At 70.6% G+C, this 14,392-nt stretch carries 21 protein-coding genes; 8 read left to right on the top strand and 13 right to left on the bottom strand.

Annotated features, from left to right (window positions below):
- Nucleotides 1–72 precede the first annotated feature (72 nt).
- Together KIK06_RS03440 and KIK06_RS03435 are read right to left on the bottom strand one after the other, a co-directional pair.
- Nucleotides 73–270 carry a DUF397 domain-containing protein gene (locus tag KIK06_RS03440; RefSeq protein ID WP_017600212.1) on the bottom strand — a complete coding sequence of 66 codons (198 nt, stop codon included), beginning with the start codon at nt 268–270 and terminating at the stop codon, nt 73–75.
- The gene (locus KIK06_RS03435) at nt 267–1,148 is read right to left on the bottom strand and encodes a helix-turn-helix domain-containing protein (RefSeq protein ID WP_268641867.1); all 882 of its coding nucleotides are present in this window, start codon (nt 1,146–1,148) and stop codon (nt 267–269) included. The genes KIK06_RS03440 and KIK06_RS03435 overlap by 4 nt, the downstream gene beginning before the upstream one ends.
- A gap of 264 nt (nt 1,149–1,412) precedes the next feature.
- Here KIK06_RS03435 and KIK06_RS03430 point away from each other — a divergent pair, with 264 nt between their 5' ends.
- On the top strand, nt 1,413–1,733 hold the full coding sequence (locus KIK06_RS03430; protein ID WP_268641866.1) for a hypothetical protein: 321 nt from the start codon (nt 1,413–1,415) through the stop codon (nt 1,731–1,733).
- On the opposite strand, the gene KIK06_RS03425 is transcribed toward KIK06_RS03430, so the two are convergent.
- On the bottom strand, nt 1,730–1,900 hold the full coding sequence (locus KIK06_RS03425) for a hypothetical protein (RefSeq protein WP_268641865.1): 171 nt from the start codon (nt 1,898–1,900) through the stop codon (nt 1,730–1,732). The genes KIK06_RS03430 and KIK06_RS03425 overlap by 4 nt on opposite strands.
- 173 nt (nt 1,901–2,073) lie before the next feature.
- On the opposite strand from KIK06_RS03425, the gene KIK06_RS03420 reads away from it, so the two are divergent.
- Together KIK06_RS03420 and KIK06_RS03415 are read left to right on the top strand one after the other, a co-directional pair.
- Complete coding sequence (locus KIK06_RS03420) at nt 2,074–2,430, top strand: type II toxin-antitoxin system RelE/ParE family toxin (RefSeq protein ID WP_327084672.1); 357 nt, start codon at nt 2,074–2,076, stop codon at nt 2,428–2,430.
- Entirely contained in the window at nt 2,430–2,738 is a 309-nt protein-coding gene (locus KIK06_RS03415; protein ID WP_017600217.1) for a helix-turn-helix domain-containing protein, read from the top strand. Before KIK06_RS03420 ends, KIK06_RS03415 begins: the two co-directional genes overlap by 1 nt.
- Here the strand turns inward: KIK06_RS03415 and KIK06_RS03410 are convergent.
- Nucleotides 2,735–3,583 (bottom strand): hypothetical protein, encoded by an 849-nt coding sequence (locus KIK06_RS03410; protein WP_268641864.1) that lies wholly within the window; start codon nt 3,581–3,583, stop codon nt 2,735–2,737. The two genes, KIK06_RS03415 and KIK06_RS03410, sit on opposite strands and share 4 nt — an antisense overlap.
- A 126-nt stretch (nt 3,584–3,709) precedes the next feature.
- Between KIK06_RS03410 and KIK06_RS03405 the strand changes: the two genes are divergently transcribed.
- On the top strand, nt 3,710–4,897 hold the full coding sequence (locus KIK06_RS03405; RefSeq protein WP_268641863.1) for an endonuclease/exonuclease/phosphatase family protein: 1,188 nt from the start codon (nt 3,710–3,712) through the stop codon (nt 4,895–4,897).
- A gap of 10 nt (nt 4,898–4,907) precedes the next feature.
- Here KIK06_RS03405 and KIK06_RS03400 read toward each other — a convergent pair whose 3' ends face one another.
- The 4 genes from KIK06_RS03400 to KIK06_RS03385 all read right to left on the bottom strand — a co-directional run bounded on the left by KIK06_RS03400 (nt 4,908) and on the right by KIK06_RS03385 (nt 7,762).
- Nucleotides 4,908–5,852 (bottom strand): hypothetical protein, encoded by a 945-nt coding sequence (locus KIK06_RS03400; RefSeq protein WP_268641862.1) that lies wholly within the window; start codon nt 5,850–5,852, stop codon nt 4,908–4,910.
- 102 nt (nt 5,853–5,954) lie between these two features.
- Complete coding sequence (locus KIK06_RS03395) at nt 5,955–6,266, bottom strand: chorismate mutase (RefSeq protein ID WP_017600221.1); 312 nt, start codon at nt 6,264–6,266, stop codon at nt 5,955–5,957.
- A gap of 249 nt (nt 6,267–6,515) precedes the next feature.
- The gene (locus KIK06_RS03390; protein WP_268641861.1) at nt 6,516–7,184 is read right to left on the bottom strand and encodes a PaaI family thioesterase; all 669 of its coding nucleotides are present in this window, start codon (nt 7,182–7,184) and stop codon (nt 6,516–6,518) included.
- 134 nt (nt 7,185–7,318) lie between these two features.
- On the bottom strand, nt 7,319–7,762 hold the full coding sequence (locus KIK06_RS03385) for a GNAT family N-acetyltransferase (protein WP_017600223.1): 444 nt from the start codon (nt 7,760–7,762) through the stop codon (nt 7,319–7,321).
- Between the two features lie 63 nt (nt 7,763–7,825).
- On the opposite strand from KIK06_RS03385, the gene KIK06_RS03380 reads away from it, so the two are divergent.
- From KIK06_RS03380 to KIK06_RS03370, 3 genes are all read left to right on the top strand, one after another.
- A complete protein-coding gene (locus KIK06_RS03380) occupies nt 7,826–8,683 on the top strand; it encodes an AraC family transcriptional regulator (protein ID WP_268641860.1) in 858 nt (285 codons plus the stop codon).
- Nucleotides 8,684–8,753: 70 nt separating this feature from the next.
- Nucleotides 8,754–9,479, top strand: coding sequence for an AzlC family ABC transporter permease (locus KIK06_RS03375; protein ID WP_442789734.1), 726 nt, complete (start codon nt 8,754–8,756; stop codon nt 9,477–9,479).
- Nucleotides 9,476–9,793, top strand: coding sequence for an AzlD domain-containing protein (locus KIK06_RS03370; protein ID WP_017600226.1), 318 nt, complete (start codon nt 9,476–9,478; stop codon nt 9,791–9,793). The genes KIK06_RS03375 and KIK06_RS03370 overlap by 4 nt, the downstream gene beginning before the upstream one ends.
- Before the next feature lie 35 nt (nt 9,794–9,828).
- Here KIK06_RS03370 and KIK06_RS03365 read toward each other — a convergent pair whose 3' ends face one another.
- Nucleotides 9,829–10,734, bottom strand: a complete 906-nt coding sequence (locus KIK06_RS03365; RefSeq protein ID WP_268641858.1) for a LysR family transcriptional regulator — start codon at nt 10,732–10,734, stop codon at nt 9,829–9,831.
- A gap of 73 nt (nt 10,735–10,807) precedes the next feature.
- Here KIK06_RS03365 and KIK06_RS03360 point away from each other — a divergent pair, with 73 nt between their 5' ends.
- On the top strand, nt 10,808–11,773 hold the full coding sequence (locus tag KIK06_RS03360; protein ID WP_268641857.1) for a DMT family transporter: 966 nt from the start codon (nt 10,808–10,810) through the stop codon (nt 11,771–11,773).
- A gap of 55 nt (nt 11,774–11,828) precedes the next feature.
- Here KIK06_RS03360 and KIK06_RS03355 read toward each other — a convergent pair whose 3' ends face one another.
- The 4 genes from KIK06_RS03355 to KIK06_RS03340 all read right to left on the bottom strand — a co-directional run bounded on the left by KIK06_RS03355 (nt 11,829) and on the right by KIK06_RS03340 (nt 14,215).
- A complete protein-coding gene (locus tag KIK06_RS03355; RefSeq protein WP_268641855.1) occupies nt 11,829–12,755 on the bottom strand; it encodes an RluA family pseudouridine synthase in 927 nt (308 codons plus the stop codon).
- On the bottom strand, nt 12,752–13,327 hold the full coding sequence (gene lspA / locus KIK06_RS03350) for a signal peptidase II (RefSeq protein WP_268641854.1): 576 nt from the start codon (nt 13,325–13,327) through the stop codon (nt 12,752–12,754). Before lspA ends, KIK06_RS03355 begins: the two co-directional genes overlap by 4 nt.
- Before the next feature lie 29 nt (nt 13,328–13,356).
- Nucleotides 13,357–13,767 carry a TraR/DksA family transcriptional regulator gene (locus KIK06_RS03345; RefSeq protein ID WP_017600231.1) on the bottom strand — a complete coding sequence of 137 codons (411 nt, stop codon included), beginning with the start codon at nt 13,765–13,767 and terminating at the stop codon, nt 13,357–13,359.
- A 187-nt stretch (nt 13,768–13,954) separates the two neighbouring features.
- The gene (locus KIK06_RS03340) at nt 13,955–14,215 is read right to left on the bottom strand and encodes a hypothetical protein (RefSeq protein WP_268641853.1); all 261 of its coding nucleotides are present in this window, start codon (nt 14,213–14,215) and stop codon (nt 13,955–13,957) included.
- Nucleotides 14,216–14,392 lie beyond the last annotated feature (177 nt).

Raw genomic sequence — 14,392 nt, 5'->3', positions numbered from 1 at the left:
CCTCTGAAGCACACCCGTGAAACGCACTGTCCGGTGGCCGGGTGTCTCCGGCCACCGGACAGGGGAAAGGGGTCAGCTCTGCTTGGATGAGGCGAGGAAGGCGTCCCACTCCCCCGCGTCGAAGGAGAAGTAGCCCAGCCCCGGGTTCTTGGAGTCCCGGAGATACATGCTGTGCTCTCCCTCGGCCACCTCCACGCACTCGCCACCCTGGGCACTGCTGTAAGAGGATTTCCGCCACTGCATACCCGTCGCGGAGGGGGTCCTGTTCATGTCTCTCCCATGTACTTCTCGATCATCTCCACCGACAGGGACGACGGCAGTGCGGCACCACACAGAGCGAGAAAGCGAAGCTGCGCAGGCCTTACCTCACTGGGAACGGTGGTGATGGTCGCACTTCCCGGCCCCTCAACGTACAGGGCAGACTCCCCCTCTGGCAGATCTAGGATCACGTGCGACCCGTCGATAGCCGGATGGCCACCGACCGAGAAGGGCATGATGAGAAGGTTGACAGTCGGCCACTGGGATACGTCCATCAGTCGTTGAAGCTGCTGCCTCATCACCGACGCCGTCCCGATCCGCCGTTTGAGGACTGCCTCATCGATCACGAAGAACAGATGCGGTGGTTCCGTCCGGCCCAGGATCTCCTGGCGCTGCATTCGAGCGGTGACGAGACTCCCTACCTCCGTCTCACTGGGAACCGGATACAGGCACCTGGCCAATTCCTGCGCGTACTCCTCCGTCTGTAGCAGTCCAGGCACCGTTTGGGACTGGAAGATGTAGATGGCCGTAGCCTCGGCTTCCAGGTTGGCGTACGGCCTGAACCAGGAGGGGTACGGGTCACCCGCATCTTCCAGTAGAGGCAGTATCCGGCTGAGCGCTCCCCCGGTGTCCAGCACCTGGTCGCAGTAGTCGGTGAACCTGGATGTGAGTTTCTCGCCTCCCCGCGTCTCCAACGGCGACCGCTTGGCTGTCTCCACCATCGAGATCATGGACTTGGAGTACGGGATGAGGTTCGAGAGCTGCTCCTGCGTGAGCCCCGCCGCCTCCCGATACCGCTTGAGTTCACTCGCGTGGTACCGCAGAGCCAACGGAGTCGCCCGCTGCGGCTCGTCCGCGTCTTCCTCGGGCACGAGGTGCAGGTCGGTCATATCTGGCTCTCCGGAGGGGTGAGGGGTGACGCCGATCCCGATGAATCGGCAATCTCAGCGTAGTTCCGCGCTCACCTTCGGTGGAGGTTTTCCACAGGCCGAGTTCGGTCACCTGGTCACGACCGCTCCTCACCTGTTCACAGCGGATCGCGCACGCCCACAGCACTCCACCGGCCCCTGCGGTATTTCGGACGGGAATCCACGGATCAACAGGCGAACAGGAACCAGTAGCGCAGGGTGACGCCCCTGTCGCAGTCTCGACGCATGGAGAACACCACCGCACAGCGCGCCCACACCTTCGCCCTCATATCCGAAGATCTGCGATCCGAGGCCGATGCCCTGGCCGCCGAACAGGCACCGCGACGGTTCGCGGTCCTCGCACTGGACTACGCGGAGCAGGACGGCGTCATCCTCGCCTGGGGACTGTGTTTCGGGGACGGCAGTGTCGTCCTCACCGGGGAGACCGCACCGATTCGCGGCACGTTCGGTTCCCTGGACTCCGCGCTCCGGCTCTTCCGGCACGGCGAGGACACCACATACGTGACCTGGGTCGATCCGGAACCGGACCCGACCCCGGCGGCCTAACGCCCCCGGATCGCGCGGGCGACGTCGCGCGGCCAGGACTCGCGGAAGGTTGGCTCGTCGGTGAGGACCTCGTGGACGTGTTCGCGCACCCCACGTGTGCGGCCGTGCTGGTGGAGGGCGACCGCGGCGGCCAGGCCCCGGCGCGCCTCCTCGTCACGGCGCGGCACCGTCCGGAACCCGGCGCAAATCACATTCCACGCTGATTCCACCACACGGCCACCCACTGCCCCGTACGGTAACAGCACGTGACTGACCGGAAAGAGAAGTATCTTGGCCACTCCGAACAGGCGGCACCGTCGTCTCATGCCGTTCGGCCCGGCACCGGGACAGAGCCGACTGCATCACCCTCGAGCTCGAACCTGAGGTTGAGGCGAAGCTGGACGCGATCCGCGAGGACGAGTACGTGGTCGTTCTACGTCTGGCCGAGATGCTCGCCTTGATGGGGCGCAGGCTCACAGAGCCACAGGCGAAGCCGTTGGGAGAGGATGTCTACGAGCTCCGGCCGGGGGCCTGGCGCCTGACCTACTGGTTTCCCAGCGAGGACCGTGTCGTGTTCCTGACGATGTTTCGCAAACAGCGCGACAGGGACACCCGCCAGGTCACCTACGCCAAGAGCACACGGAAGCGGTGCGAGCGAGAACACTTCGCCGCTGACCCGCACGGTAGCTGGTTCGACCGCCCTCGGGAGGAGAAGTGATGGCGCACAGCGTGTGGAGGATCTCCGGGGACTGGTCGGGACACCCCGGCTACGAACGCGCCGGGTGGTGTGTGGCTCTTTCCACCGTCGTCCACCAGGAACGGACGGCGCGCGGCTGGTCCCACGCCGAATTGGCCGAACGTATGGGTATCGGTATCGACGAAGCGGAGGAGCTGGAGGAGAATGCCACCTACCCCGGACCGGAACTCCTGGTCAGGCTCGCTCACGTGTTCGGTGCCGAGGGAGCGGTGACCCGTACTGATGCCGACGGTGTGGAGCTGATCGAGTTCACCCCAAGGGTGGCCTAACGCCCCCGGATCGCGCGGGCGATGTCACGCAGCCAGGACTCGCGGAAGGCCGGCTCACCGGTGAGGACCTCGTGGACGTGTTCGCGCACCCCACGTGTGCGGCCGTACTGGTGGAGGGCGACCGCGGCGGCCAGGCCCCGGCGCGCCTCCTCGTCACGGCGCGGCACCGTCACCTCCGGGTCCGCCCAGCGGGTGCGCCGGAAGGAGCGGGCGGTCTTGGGCTGGTCGTTGCCCAGGTAGCGCCACAACCATCCCTCGATCGAGACGTTGCGCACCGCCCTGCCCGGCAGCTGCGCGACCCAGTCCTTGTTCTGCTGCCACCGCCAGGTGTTCGGACTGGTCTTCTCCCGGGCGGTGATCCCGAGGTAGCGGATCTTGGCGCGGATCACGTTCCATGCGGCGCGCTCGTCCTCGATCCAGTCGCACAGCTGGTGGTGGAGGTTGGTGAACGTCGACCCGTGCAGGACGAGGTCGGCGAACACGAAGGGGCGCCGCCTCGCCGCGAGCGCCTTCGGGGACAGATCCGAGGCGGTGAGGTTGACGCGCAGCCGGGCGCGTTCCTCACCCGTGAGCCCCATGCCGTCGAGGCCGTACAGGGACAGCGGCAGCTGGTGGAGCCGCGCATCGTACGGGGTGTCCGCGAGCACGCCGCTGAGCAGGTCGAACACACTGTCGGCGGACCGGCCGACGAAGTACAGATCCCCGTCGGAGCTGCGGGCGAGCACCTTGGCGGCGCACTCGGTGAGTTCGGACAGGTAGAGGGGCTCGTACCCGTGGCCGTCGAGCAGTGAGCCGAGCCGGTCACCGCGCGCGACGTTCCAGCGGAAGGGGCGAATCGGTTCCATGGGGCGCCATGAAAGCAAGGTGAGCGTGGTTGGGACAACCGGTTTACGCTCCCCGTGGAGGGGCGACCTGCTAACGTCCGGCCCACGGGGCGGGTGTGCCCCGTGCTCCTTGTGAGAGGCCCTCCCGTGTGTTCGACCGCCACCCTGGTGCTGACGTCCTCAGGTGTGCGTCCGGCGCGTCCGGTGTCGGTGGTCTCGCCCTCGGTTCCGGGCCCGCCCGGCCCCGGTGAGGTGCGGTTCGCGACCTTCAACGCCGCGCTGACCCGACCGACGGCCGGTGCGCTGTTGGCCGAACTGGCCGGACCGGGCGGCGCACAGCCGCGCAACGTCGCCGAGATCGTCCAGCGCGTGCGCCCCGACGTCCTGCTCGTCAACGAGTTCGACCACGACCCGGGCGGGATGGGTCCGCGTCTGTTCCAGGACCGCTATCTGTCGGTGGGCCACCGCGACGCCGAGGGGATCGTGTACCCGTACGTGTACACGGCCCCGGTGAACACCGGGGTGGCCTCGGGGACGGACCTGGACGGCGACGGCCGGGTGGTGACCGAACCCGGCAGCGTCGCCTACGCCGGGGACGCGTTCGGTTTCGGACTGTTCCCCGGCCAGTACGGCATGGTCCTGTTCTCCCGGTACCCGATCCTCGCCGACCGGGCGCGCACGTTCCGGACGTTCCGCTGGGCGGACCTGCCGGGGGCGTTGCTGCCGGTGCGCCCCGACACGGGCGCGCGGTTCCACTCGGACGAGGCGTTGGCGGTGCTGCGCCTGTCCTCCAAGAGCCACTGGGACGTTCCGGTGGACGTGGGCGGACGGCGTCCGGTGCACGTGCTGGCGAGCCATCCGACACCGCCCGCCTTCGACGGCCCCGAGCGGCGCAACGTGCTGCGCAACCACGACGAGATCCGGTTCTGGGTCGACTACCTGTCCCGGGACGCCGGGCACGTGTACGACGACGAGGGGCGGCGGGGCGGGTTGGCGCCCGGGGCCCCGTTCGTCGTCGCCGGGGACCTGAACGCCGACCCGGCGGCGGGAGACGGTCACCCCAAGGCGATCACCCGCCTGTTGGAGCATCCCCGGGTGCGGGACGTGGAACCGTCCAGCCGAGGCGGCCTGGGCGCCGCCGCCCTGGACGCGGCGGCCGCGCCGTCCGAGGGGCATCTTCGCGCGGACTACGTGCTGCCGTCGGCGGAACTTCCCGTGGGCAGGGCCGGAGTGTTCTGGCCCGCGGCGGACGATCCGCTGTTCCGGCTGACCGGCGACCACCCCTTCCCCAGTTCCGACCACCGGCTGGTCTGGGTGGACGTGGGACGCCCGTGAGTGGGGAGGATCAGGACCTCTGCGGTCGACGGCGCCAGAGCACCCGCAGGGGCTGGGTGACCACTCCGTGGAAGGCGAGGCCGACCAGCAGGACGGTCAGGAGGACCAGGGTGGTGAACCACGCGTCGTATCCGTCGGCTTCCTCAACGGTCACGACGTCAGCCGGGTCGTCGTGGCTGTAGAGGACCTCGACCTCCTCCCCCACGCCTGAGACGACGTTCTCGACCTCCCGCACGTACTCGGCGCCCCGGACCGCGTAGGAGATCTCTCCGTCCTGGTGCTGGCACCCGCGTTTATCGCACGGCCACACGTCCAGAACAGTGGCCGTGGCGAGTCTGGGGTTGTCGACGGGGACCGGGTCCACGACGGCGATGGGCACGAGGACGCCGAACGTGATCAGGGCGATGAAGCAGAACACCATGCCCCGATCACTGATGAAGGCGTCGAGTGCCAGGTCGGTCACACCGCGCCGTCCCGGAAGCTCGCGCTGGTCCCTGGACACCCTCAGGTGCAGAAGGAAGAAAGCGGTGCCGAGGGCCAGGGAGGCGGCCGCGACGACGGCGGCCGCCCCGGCCGGGTGCCGGGCACCGTCGATCGCGACCAGGGGGTCGGGGCCGGGCACCACCTCGACGGTGACGGGAGTTCCGTGGGCGTGAACCCCGTCGCTGAGTGCGGGGTCCGCACGCCACCGCCCGTCCTGCTCGTACCACACGTACTGGTCGTCGGCGAGGAACCAGAGGGCCTGCGCGGTACCGTCCTCGCCCTGGGTGTCGAGCGCGTGGTTCTCCCACGCCCAGGCCCCGGCGAACACCGCGGACGCCAGCCCCACGAGAAGGAGCAGCAGGGCGGGGAGCAGCCAGCGGTTCGCCTCCCTGCGCAGCTTCTCACGGCGCCGCCTCCGCACCTCGGGCGAGGTGTGGGAGGCGGCCTCCCTCCGTCCACGGAACCGGGCCACGCTCTCTCCTTCCGCGGCCCGGTGCGGGGGCGGGACCCGGGCCACGGGAGATGGGACGCGGTTCCGAACCGGACGGTTCCCGCGCCTGGGGGTCGGCACTGGTCAGCGCCGCCCTTCGGCCTCCTCCTGGGCTGCGGCCAGTCCCGCGCTGATGACGCTGTCCATGATCGCGGCGAGCCGGTCGGGGCCCAGACGCGGGGCGTGTTCGGCCATGCGCTCGACCAGTTCGCGCTCGCGGCGCGCGTCGCGTCCGGCGAAGTAGCCGACCGGCTTGAGCCGCTGGACCTGGGCGGCGACGAGGGCGCGGCGCTCCAGGAGCTCGGCGAGTTCGGCGTCCATCCGGTCGATGCGGCCGCGCAGGTGGCGGATCCGCTCGTCGGCGGCGGGCTCGGGCGTGGTGGCCTGACGGTGCACGGTGCTCTCCAACGGGTGTGGGCGTGGTGCGGCCGAACGTCCCGTCGGGATGCCGTCGGTGGGGAGCATCGGCCGCCTGAAAGACGAAGGAGCACCGGGGCGATGCCCGAGTGCTCCGTTGCCGACGATCCCTGTGTCCGCCTACGTGTCAGCGGCCGACGGGACCGTCGGCTGGCTAAACACGAAATAGCGGTGGATCATGGCGCCGATCCTACCTCCTCCGTCCGGCGCTCGCCCGCCCGACCCTCGTTACGCGCCGGGCTCGGGCAGTTTGAACTGCACCATGATGGCGGTTCCCTCGGCGGTGACCTCGCCGCCCGCACGGATCTCACCGGAGACGAACACCTTGCGCCGCTCCACCCCGGTCACGCGCGAGGTGATCTCCAGCGGGGTGAACAGCGGGGTGGGCCTGCGGTAGTCGGTCTCGAGTCTGGCGGTGAGGCCGGGCATGCCCGCGACCGCGGCGGCGCTGCCGAGGGCCTGGTCGAGCAGGGCGGCGACCCATCCGCCGTGGACCAGCCCGGGCGGCCCTTGGTAGACGGTGTTGAGGGTGACCTCACCGCGCAGGCCCTCGGCGGTGCGTTCCAGGGAGAGCGGCGGGGCGGCGGGGTTGGTGTCGCCCGCGACGATGTTGGTGATGGTGCCGTACTCGGTCGTGCCGTCGCGTAGATCGCGCTCGACCATGGTGCCGACCTCGCGGCGGGCGACGTTGAGCCGGTCGGTGAGCGTCTCGACGGCGGCGGCGGCCTCGGCGAGGGCCTCCGCGTCGGCTTCGGTGTTGGCGACGGCGTCGATGAGGTCGTGGACACGGGCCACCAGGGAACGCAGTTCCGGGGGGATGCTGGCGCCGTCGACGACGGGGAGGCCGAACTCCCGGGGGTCGGGCAGTGCGGAGACCGGCTGCGTGTTGACCGTCATGTGTTCCTCGTCGGATCGGGATGTGCACGGGAGGTGGGGGGCACGAACGTCAAAACCGAATCCTACTCGGTAGTATTCCGGGAAGACGTCTCGTGCCCTGCGCTCGTGTCCGCGCCCCGAGCCGCGGTCAGCGGTCAGCCCAGGTGGCGCACCATGTGCAGATGGGGGATGCCCGCGTCCAGGAACTCCTCGCCGTGGGCGGTGTAGCCGAGCCGTTCGTAGAAGCCGAGCGCGTGGGTCTGCGCGTGCAGTTCGACCGCCGTGAGACCGCGCTCCCTGGCCCGGTCCTCCACGGCGCGCACCAGGGCCGCTCCGGTGCCGGTCCCCCTTCCCTTGGGCAGGACGGCCAGCCGACCGAGCAGGCCGACTCCCCCGTCCTCCTCCACGAGTCGGACCGTGCCCACGGGGACACCGTCGACCAGGGCGAGGAGGTGGTCCGCGGTCGCGTCGCGCTCGTCCCACTCCTCCTCGATGGGCACCTGCTGCTCGGAGACGAACACGGCGCCCCGGATGACGAACACGGCGGCGCGGTCGGGCTCGTCCACGGCCAGGCGGATCAGCGGTTCGGTACTGGTCATGTCCGCAGACTAACCGCACCCGGAACCGGTCGGGCCGCCGGCGCCGCACCTAGTCTTGGGCGTATGGGCCAGCCCGAGACCGTTCACCCGCCAGTCGAGGACCCGCGCGCGGAGCACGCGCGCTACTGGCGTTTCTCCGGGCTGCCCGACACCGAACTGCTCACCGCGCGCTTCGTCACCACCGCGTTCGTCCGACACACCCACCCCACGTACACGATCGGGGTCATCACGGGCGGGATCGAGGAGTACACCCACGAGCGCGGCCACGCGCGCGTGGGTCCGGGCGGTCTGGCCGTCGTCGGCCCGGGTGAGGTGCACACGGGCCACGCCGGGACCCCGGAGGGGTGGAGCTACCGGGTCTTCTACCCCTCCCCCGCGGTGGTCGAGGACGTCGCCCGCGAACTGGGGATGCGCGGGACGCCCGCCTTCACGGACTCGGGCATCCACGCGCCCGAGGCCGCCCGGGCCCTGGCCCGCGCGCACCTGGCCGCCGAGCGGGGCGAGCCGCTGGACGCCTCCTCCCACGCCCGGCTGGGGATGGGGCTGCTGCTGAGCTCCCACGGACGCGAACGCGCCGCCGAGCCGGTCGAGCGCACCGCCCGACCGCAGGTCGCCCTGGCCCGCGAGGTCCTGGCGGAGCGGATGGTGGACCCGCCCACGCTGGAGGAACTGGCGGCGCGGGTGGGGATGGGGCCGTTCGCGCTGACCCGGGCCTTCCGTGCCGCCCACGGCCTGCCCCCGCACGCCTACCTGAACCAGCTCAGGATCGACCGCGCCCGCTCCCTGCTGCGCTCCGGCCGCCGTGTGGGCGAGGTCGCCGCCGAGGTGGGCTTCGCCGACCAATCGCACCTGACCCGCCACTTCAAACGCCATCTGGGCGTGCCGCCCGGCACCTACCAACGGGCGATCCTGGCCTCCTGAGGCGGCCGCCGTCCACGCGCGCAAGAACGTTCAAGACCTGGACCGGGGCGCGTACCTACCGTCGGTGGACGTGAAAGCTCCCTCGTTCCTTCATTCCACCGCCGTGCGCGACGGCGTCGGGCTCGGTGTCGCCGTGGGCGCGGCGGGCCTGGCCTTCGGCACCGCGGCGGTGACCGCCGGGCTCTCGCCCGCGCAGGCGGTGTTCCTGAGTCTGTTCGCGTTCACCGGCGCCTCCCAGTTCGCCCTGGTCGGTGTGGTCGCCGGGGGCGGCAGTCTGGTCGCGGGCGTGCTCGGGGCCCTGCTGCTCGGCGCCCGCAACACCCTCTACGGCCTGCGGTTGGCCGACATCCTGGGATGGCGCGGCCTACGGCGGGCCGTCGCGGCCCACGGGGTCATCGACGAGACCGCAGCGATGACCCTGCCCCACACCGACCGGGCCTCGGCCCGCGAGGCGTTCACGGCCACCTACGTGGTCCTGGGCGCGTTCTGGGTGGCCACGACCCTGGTGGGGTCACTGGCCACGGACCGGGTGGCCGACGTGTCGGCGTTCGGACTCGACGCGGTGGGACCGGCGGTCTTCCTCGGGCTGCTGTGGCCGCGGCTGCGCGACGGGGACACACGGGTGCGCGTGATCGCCCTGCTCGGCGCGGGTGTCGCGCTGGCCGCCACACCCCTCCTGCCACCCGGGGTGCCGGTACTGCTGGCCGCCTCGGCCGCCCTGGTCGGGCTCCTCGGCCCCGCTCCGGAAACGGTGCCCCGGACCGGCCGCGCGACCGTCGAGGAGGGTCGGCCATGACCCTGTGGATCGCCCTGGTCGCCACCGCCGCCGGGTGCTACCTGCTCAAGTACGCCGGGCTCGCCGCCCCTCGTCGCCTGTTGGACAACCCCTGGCTCCAGCGGTTCGCCATGACCGTCCCCATCGCCCTGCTCGCCGCGCTGATCGCCGTGGAGGCACTGCGAGGCGAGGGCCAGGCGCTGGCCTGGGACACCGCGCGGATGGGCGGGATCGGCGCGGCCGTGGTCGCCCTCGTTCTGCGGGCGCCCTTCCTCGTCGTGGTCGTGGTGGCCGCGACGGCCACGGCCGCGCTCCGGTGGTGGGGTGTGGGCTGAGGCGAAGCCGCGGGCCCGCGTCGGACGCTGCCCGGTCACTCCGTGTAGGTCGCGGCGGACTCCCTCAGCGCGCGCACGACCGCGCGGATGGCGGGCCGCCGTGAGCCGTCGCTGCGCCAGAAGACGTACACCTGGCGGACCAGCGCGGGTTGGACGGGAACGATCCGCACCCCCTCGGGCACGGGTCCCCGTCCCAGCCGGGGCATGACCGCGGCGCCGATCCCGGCGGCGATGAGGGCCAGTTTGGTCTGGTGCTCCTCGACGTTGTGGATGATGACGGGCTCGGCGCCGCGCGAGCGGATCATGTCGTGCAGCCAGTCGTCACAGATCGACCTGCGCGACCAGCTGATCCACGGCAGGGTGAGGATCTCCTCCAGGTCCAGCAGCTCACGGTGGGCCAGGGGGTGGTCGGCGGGCAGCGCGATGTCACCGACGTCCTCCATGAGGGGCGCCCGGCTCATGCCGCTGGGCAGATCCAGCGGGGCGCCGTCCCAGTCCACGACCATGGCGAGGTCGGCGTCCCCCCGCGCCATGGCGGGCAGACTCTCGTGCGGTTCCTCCTCGTGCAGTTCCAGGCGCAGTCCGGGGTGGGCCTCGCGGAGGGAGACCAGGGCGTGCGGCAGGAGGCCGCGCACGGCGGTGGGGGTGGCCGACAGCCGCAGGTGTCCGACGACGTCGTCGCGGTGGGCTTCCAGTTCGGCCTCGGCCCGCTGGACCAGGGACAGGATGCGGGCGGTGTGCTCGACGAGGAGCTCGGCAGCGTCGGTGAGGCGCACGCCCCGCCCGGTCCGCTCCACCAGGGGCTGACCGACCTCGCGTTCCAGCTTGGTGAGCTGCTGGGACACGGCGGAGTTGGTGACGTGGAGGGCTTGGGACGCGGCGCTGAGGGAACCGTGCGCGGCGACGGCGTGGAGGACGCGGAGCCGGTCGACACTGAGCATGTAAGGAATTCTAACTCACTGATTAAGGAACTGTAAGTAGACCTAAGACGTCCGACAAAGGTACAACGGTCGTATGTCCGTGCTCTCCCCGTCCCCGACCACGTCCGGGACCGTCACCCGTGTGTTGTCCGACTGGCGTACCAAGTTCGTGCTCCTGGCCCTGATCTGGGGCACCAGCTTCGTCTTCATCAAGATCGGCGCCGAGGCGCTGCCCCCGATCCAACTCACGCTGGGACGGATGGTCTGCGGGGCGCTCCCGCTCCTGGCCGTCCTGCTGTTGCGCGGCGGACGGCTACCGCGCTCACCCCGGCTCTGGGGTCACCTGTTCGTGACCGCGCTGCTGCTGAACACGGTGCCGTTCACCCTGTTCGGATACGCCGCGCAGCTCATTCCCTCCGCCCTCATGGGCATCGTGAACGCCTCCACACCGCTGTTCGCCGTGGTGTTCTCCATGCTCCTGCTCGCCGACGAGCGTCCCGACCGGGACCGGATGCTGGGGTTGGTCATCGGCTTCGTCGGCGTCCTCACCGTGTTCGGGGTGTGGAACTCCCTGAGCGAGGTGTCGGTCAGAGACCAGGACGCCCTGGTCGGCATGCTGCTCGTGGTGGGCGCGACCGCCTGCTACGGGCTCGGCACGCCCTACCTGCGGCGGTTCGTGGCGGGCAGTTCACACGGCGCCCTGGAGCTGAGTACGCTCCAGCTCCTGCTGGGATCGGTACCGCTGGTCATCCTGGCGCCGCTGGTCACCGACGCGCCCGCGGACATGGGCTGGCGGGTGGTCGCCTCGGTGGTCGCGCTGGGCGCCCTGGGCACCGGAGCGGCCTACATCCTCCAGTACGCCATCGTGCGCGCCGCGGGCGCCACCGTGGCCACGACGGTCACCTACGTGGTGCCGGTCGTGGCGATCGCGGCCGGCATCGTGCTCATGGGCGAGACGCTGACGTGGAACCAGCCGCTGGGCGCCGTGGTCATCATCCTGGGCGCGGCCCTGTGCCAGGGGGTTCTACGCACCCGTCGCCCCCCGTCCCGGGAAACGTGACGGGGGCGGTCAGGTGGGTGCCCCCCATGACCGCCCCCTCGGCGCGTGTGGCGGTTCAGTCCTCGCGCAGCGTCTCCACCGCCGCTGCCAGGTCGTCCGGATAGGGACTGGCGAACTCCACCGGGCGGTGCTCCGTCGGGTGGTCGAAGCCCAGCCGCACCGCGTGCAGCCACTGGCGCCGCACGCCCAGCCGCTCGGCGAGTGTGGGGTCGGCTCCGTAGAGCATGTCTCCCACGCACGGGTGACGCAACGCCGACATGTGCACGCGGATCTGGTGTGTGCGCCCGGTCTCCAGCTTGATCTCCAGCAGGCTGGCGGCCCGGAAGGCCTCCTGGGTGTCGTAGTGGGTGACGGAGGGACGCCCCCCGGCGACCACGGCCCAACGCCCGTCCCCTGAGGGGTGCCGGTCGATCGGCGCGTCGACGGTGCCGCGCAACGGGTCGGGGTGCCCCTGCACCAGCGTGTGGTACCGCTTGTCCACGGTGCGTTCCTTGAACGCCCGCTTGAGCACGCTGTAGGCGGTCTCGCTCTTGGCCACGACCATCAGACCGGTGGTGTTGGCGTCCAGGCGGTGCACGATCCCCTGTCGCTCGGCCGCTCCGCTGGTCGCCACCTGGATACCGGAGGCGAGCAGCCCCTCCAGGACGCTCGGCCCGGTCCAGCCCACGGTGGGGTGGGCGACCACGCCGACCGGTTTGTCCACGACGATGATGTCGGCGTCCTCGTGCACGATCCGCAGACCCGGTACCGCTTCGGGGCGCGGCACCGGCGCGACGGGCGGCGGCGGGAGCGTGATCTCCAGCCAGGCGCCGGCCTGGACCCGGTCGGACTTGCCCGCCTCGGCCCCGTCGACCAGAACACTGCCGTCGAGGATGAGTTCGGCCGCGCGGGTGCGCGACAGACCGAACATGCGGGCGATCGCCGCGTCGAGCCGGTCGCCCTCCAGCCCGTCGGGCACCGGCAGGCTCCGTGTGTCGGTCACTTGCCCGTCCCCTCGTCGGTGTCATCGTCCGAACGGTCCGCCGCGCCGTCCTTCTTCTTCTCGTCCACGGCCAGGCTGCCGTCCAGATTGATCCCCTTGAAGGTCAACAGCACCACCAGGCACGCGCCCACCACGACGCAGGAGTCGGCGATGTTGAACACCGGCCAGTACGGCACGCGGATGAAGTCGACGACCGCGCCGTGGAAGGGGGCGGGGTCACGGAAGAGACGGTCCAGGAGGTTTCCGGCCGCCCCACCCATCATCAGGCCGAGGGTGATCCCCCACCAGACGTTGCGCACGCGCAGACCCAGGTAGGCGATGGCCGCCACCACGACGATGGCGATGCCGGTGAACATCCACGTGTGGTCGGTGCCCAGTGAGAACGCCGCCCCGGTGTTGTACACCAGTGTGAACTGGAGGAGCCCGCCGATCACGTCGACGCTCTCCCCCTCGGAGAAGGTCGACAGGACCCACTGCTTGGTGGCGAGGTCGGCGAGGACCGCGGCGAGCGCGACCAGCAGCAGGAGCAGGTACCTGCGCGGTCGCGCCCCGGCGGTGTCGGGCGTGGTCATGTTGCTGTCCCCGGAGGGCTCTACCTCAGTCAGCGACGCTCCTCGCGCTGTTTGCAGGTGACGCACAGGGTGGCTCTGGGGAAGGCCTGCAGGCGTGCTTTCCCGATGGCCTGGCCGCAAGACTCGCAGACCCCGTAGGTTCCCGCGTCCATCCGTTCGATCGCCCGCTCGCTCTTGGCGAGCAGGTCACGAGTATTGTAGGCCAACGCCAGATCGTGTTCGCGCTGGAAGGCCTTGGCCCCGGTGTCCGCGGGGTCGTCCCCCGCCCCCTCGACCGGGTCGCTCAGCCGGGCGGCGAGCTCGTCCTCGCTCTCGCGGATCTCCTCGCGCAGGGCCGCGATCTCGTTCTGGAGCTGTTCGCGGACCTCGGCGATCTCCTCCGGTGTCCAGGGCTCCTCCCCCGGACGGACTGGCAGCCTGGCGGCTTCAGTGGCCTTCATCGCACTTCCCCTCCCAGACGGGCTCGCCCGCCCCATGCCCCGCGGACCGCGGGACCTCCCCCACGTGGGACGTTGCGCGAGCGGTGCCGGAAGCCTAGGCAAAACACGAGCCCAAGGCAATGATCCAGGCGGTGTGCCCTCGTCTCACCTGGTTCAAACGACGGCCAAGCCCCGGTGCTTCCCGGTGCTACTGCGCGGAGGCGAACCCGCCGTAGTCCTCCGCGAGCGCGGACAGGTGGGGTTCGTCGAACACGGCCGGACCGCCGTGGGGGCCGGTACACACCTCGATCACCCAGTCCACGTCCTCCGCGTCGTCCTCCCCGGCGAGCATGTCCCGGTGCACGTGACAGGGCTCGTAGCCCTGTTCCAGCAACTGCTCGGCCAGCTCGTCGGCGTCCTCGCGGTCGGGCAGGCTCACCATGACCGCGCCGCGCGTGCCCTCCGCCATGACCGGCACCCTCCCCTGGGCGAAATCGCGCCGTGCACCGCACCGCGCTGCGTTATCCTGACTCTCAAGGCGTCGATGGGGACGAGTAACGCTGGCCCCGACCGGACGGACACAGCCTAGAGGGCCCACTCCGTCCAAGCGACCCGGGGTTGGTGGGAGCCCGGGGGCACGACCAGC

The organism is Nocardiopsis sp. EMB25, assembly GCF_026797795.1.
GTDB classification, from domain to species: domain Bacteria; phylum Actinomycetota; class Actinomycetes; order Streptosporangiales; family Streptosporangiaceae; genus Nocardiopsis; species Nocardiopsis lucentensis.
This window is presented reverse-complemented; position numbering and strand designations above follow the sequence as displayed.

Excerpts from the sequence above, each read along its gene's own strand:
- KIK06_RS03415 (WP_017600217.1), top strand. The coding sequence starts at position 2,430 with ATGGCGCACAGCGTGTGGAGGATCTCCGGGGACTGGTCGGGACACCCC.
- KIK06_RS03380 (WP_268641860.1), top strand. The coding sequence starts at position 7,826 with ATGGGCCAGCCCGAGACCGTTCACCCGCCAGTCGAGGACCCGCGCGCG.
- KIK06_RS03440 (WP_017600212.1), bottom strand. The coding sequence starts at position 270 with ATGAACAGGACCCCCTCCGCGACGGGTATGCAGTGGCGGAAATCCTCT.
- KIK06_RS03435 (WP_268641867.1), bottom strand. The coding sequence starts at position 1,148 with ATGACCGACCTGCACCTCGTGCCCGAGGAAGACGCGGACGAGCCGCAG.
- KIK06_RS03365 (WP_268641858.1), bottom strand. The coding sequence starts at position 10,734 with ATGCTCAGTGTCGACCGGCTCCGCGTCCTCCACGCCGTCGCCGCGCAC.
- KIK06_RS03370 (WP_017600226.1), top strand. The coding sequence starts at position 9,476 with ATGACCCTGTGGATCGCCCTGGTCGCCACCGCCGCCGGGTGCTACCTG.
- KIK06_RS03390 (WP_268641861.1), bottom strand. The coding sequence starts at position 7,184 with ATGACGGTCAACACGCAGCCGGTCTCCGCACTGCCCGACCCCCGGGAG.
- KIK06_RS03360 (WP_268641857.1), top strand. The coding sequence starts at position 10,808 with ATGTCCGTGCTCTCCCCGTCCCCGACCACGTCCGGGACCGTCACCCGT.
- KIK06_RS03340 (WP_268641853.1), bottom strand. The coding sequence starts at position 14,215 with ATGGCGGAGGGCACGCGCGGCGCGGTCATGGTGAGCCTGCCCGACCGC.
- KIK06_RS03345 (WP_017600231.1), bottom strand. The coding sequence starts at position 13,767 with ATGAAGGCCACTGAAGCCGCCAGGCTGCCAGTCCGTCCGGGGGAGGAG.
- lspA (WP_268641854.1), bottom strand. The coding sequence starts at position 13,327 with ATGACCACGCCCGACACCGCCGGGGCGCGACCGCGCAGGTACCTGCTC.
- KIK06_RS03430 (WP_268641866.1), top strand. The coding sequence starts at position 1,413 with ATGGAGAACACCACCGCACAGCGCGCCCACACCTTCGCCCTCATATCC.
- KIK06_RS03385 (WP_017600223.1), bottom strand. The coding sequence starts at position 7,762 with ATGACCAGTACCGAACCGCTGATCCGCCTGGCCGTGGACGAGCCCGAC.
- KIK06_RS03410 (WP_268641864.1), bottom strand. The coding sequence starts at position 3,583 with ATGGAACCGATTCGCCCCTTCCGCTGGAACGTCGCGCGCGGTGACCGG.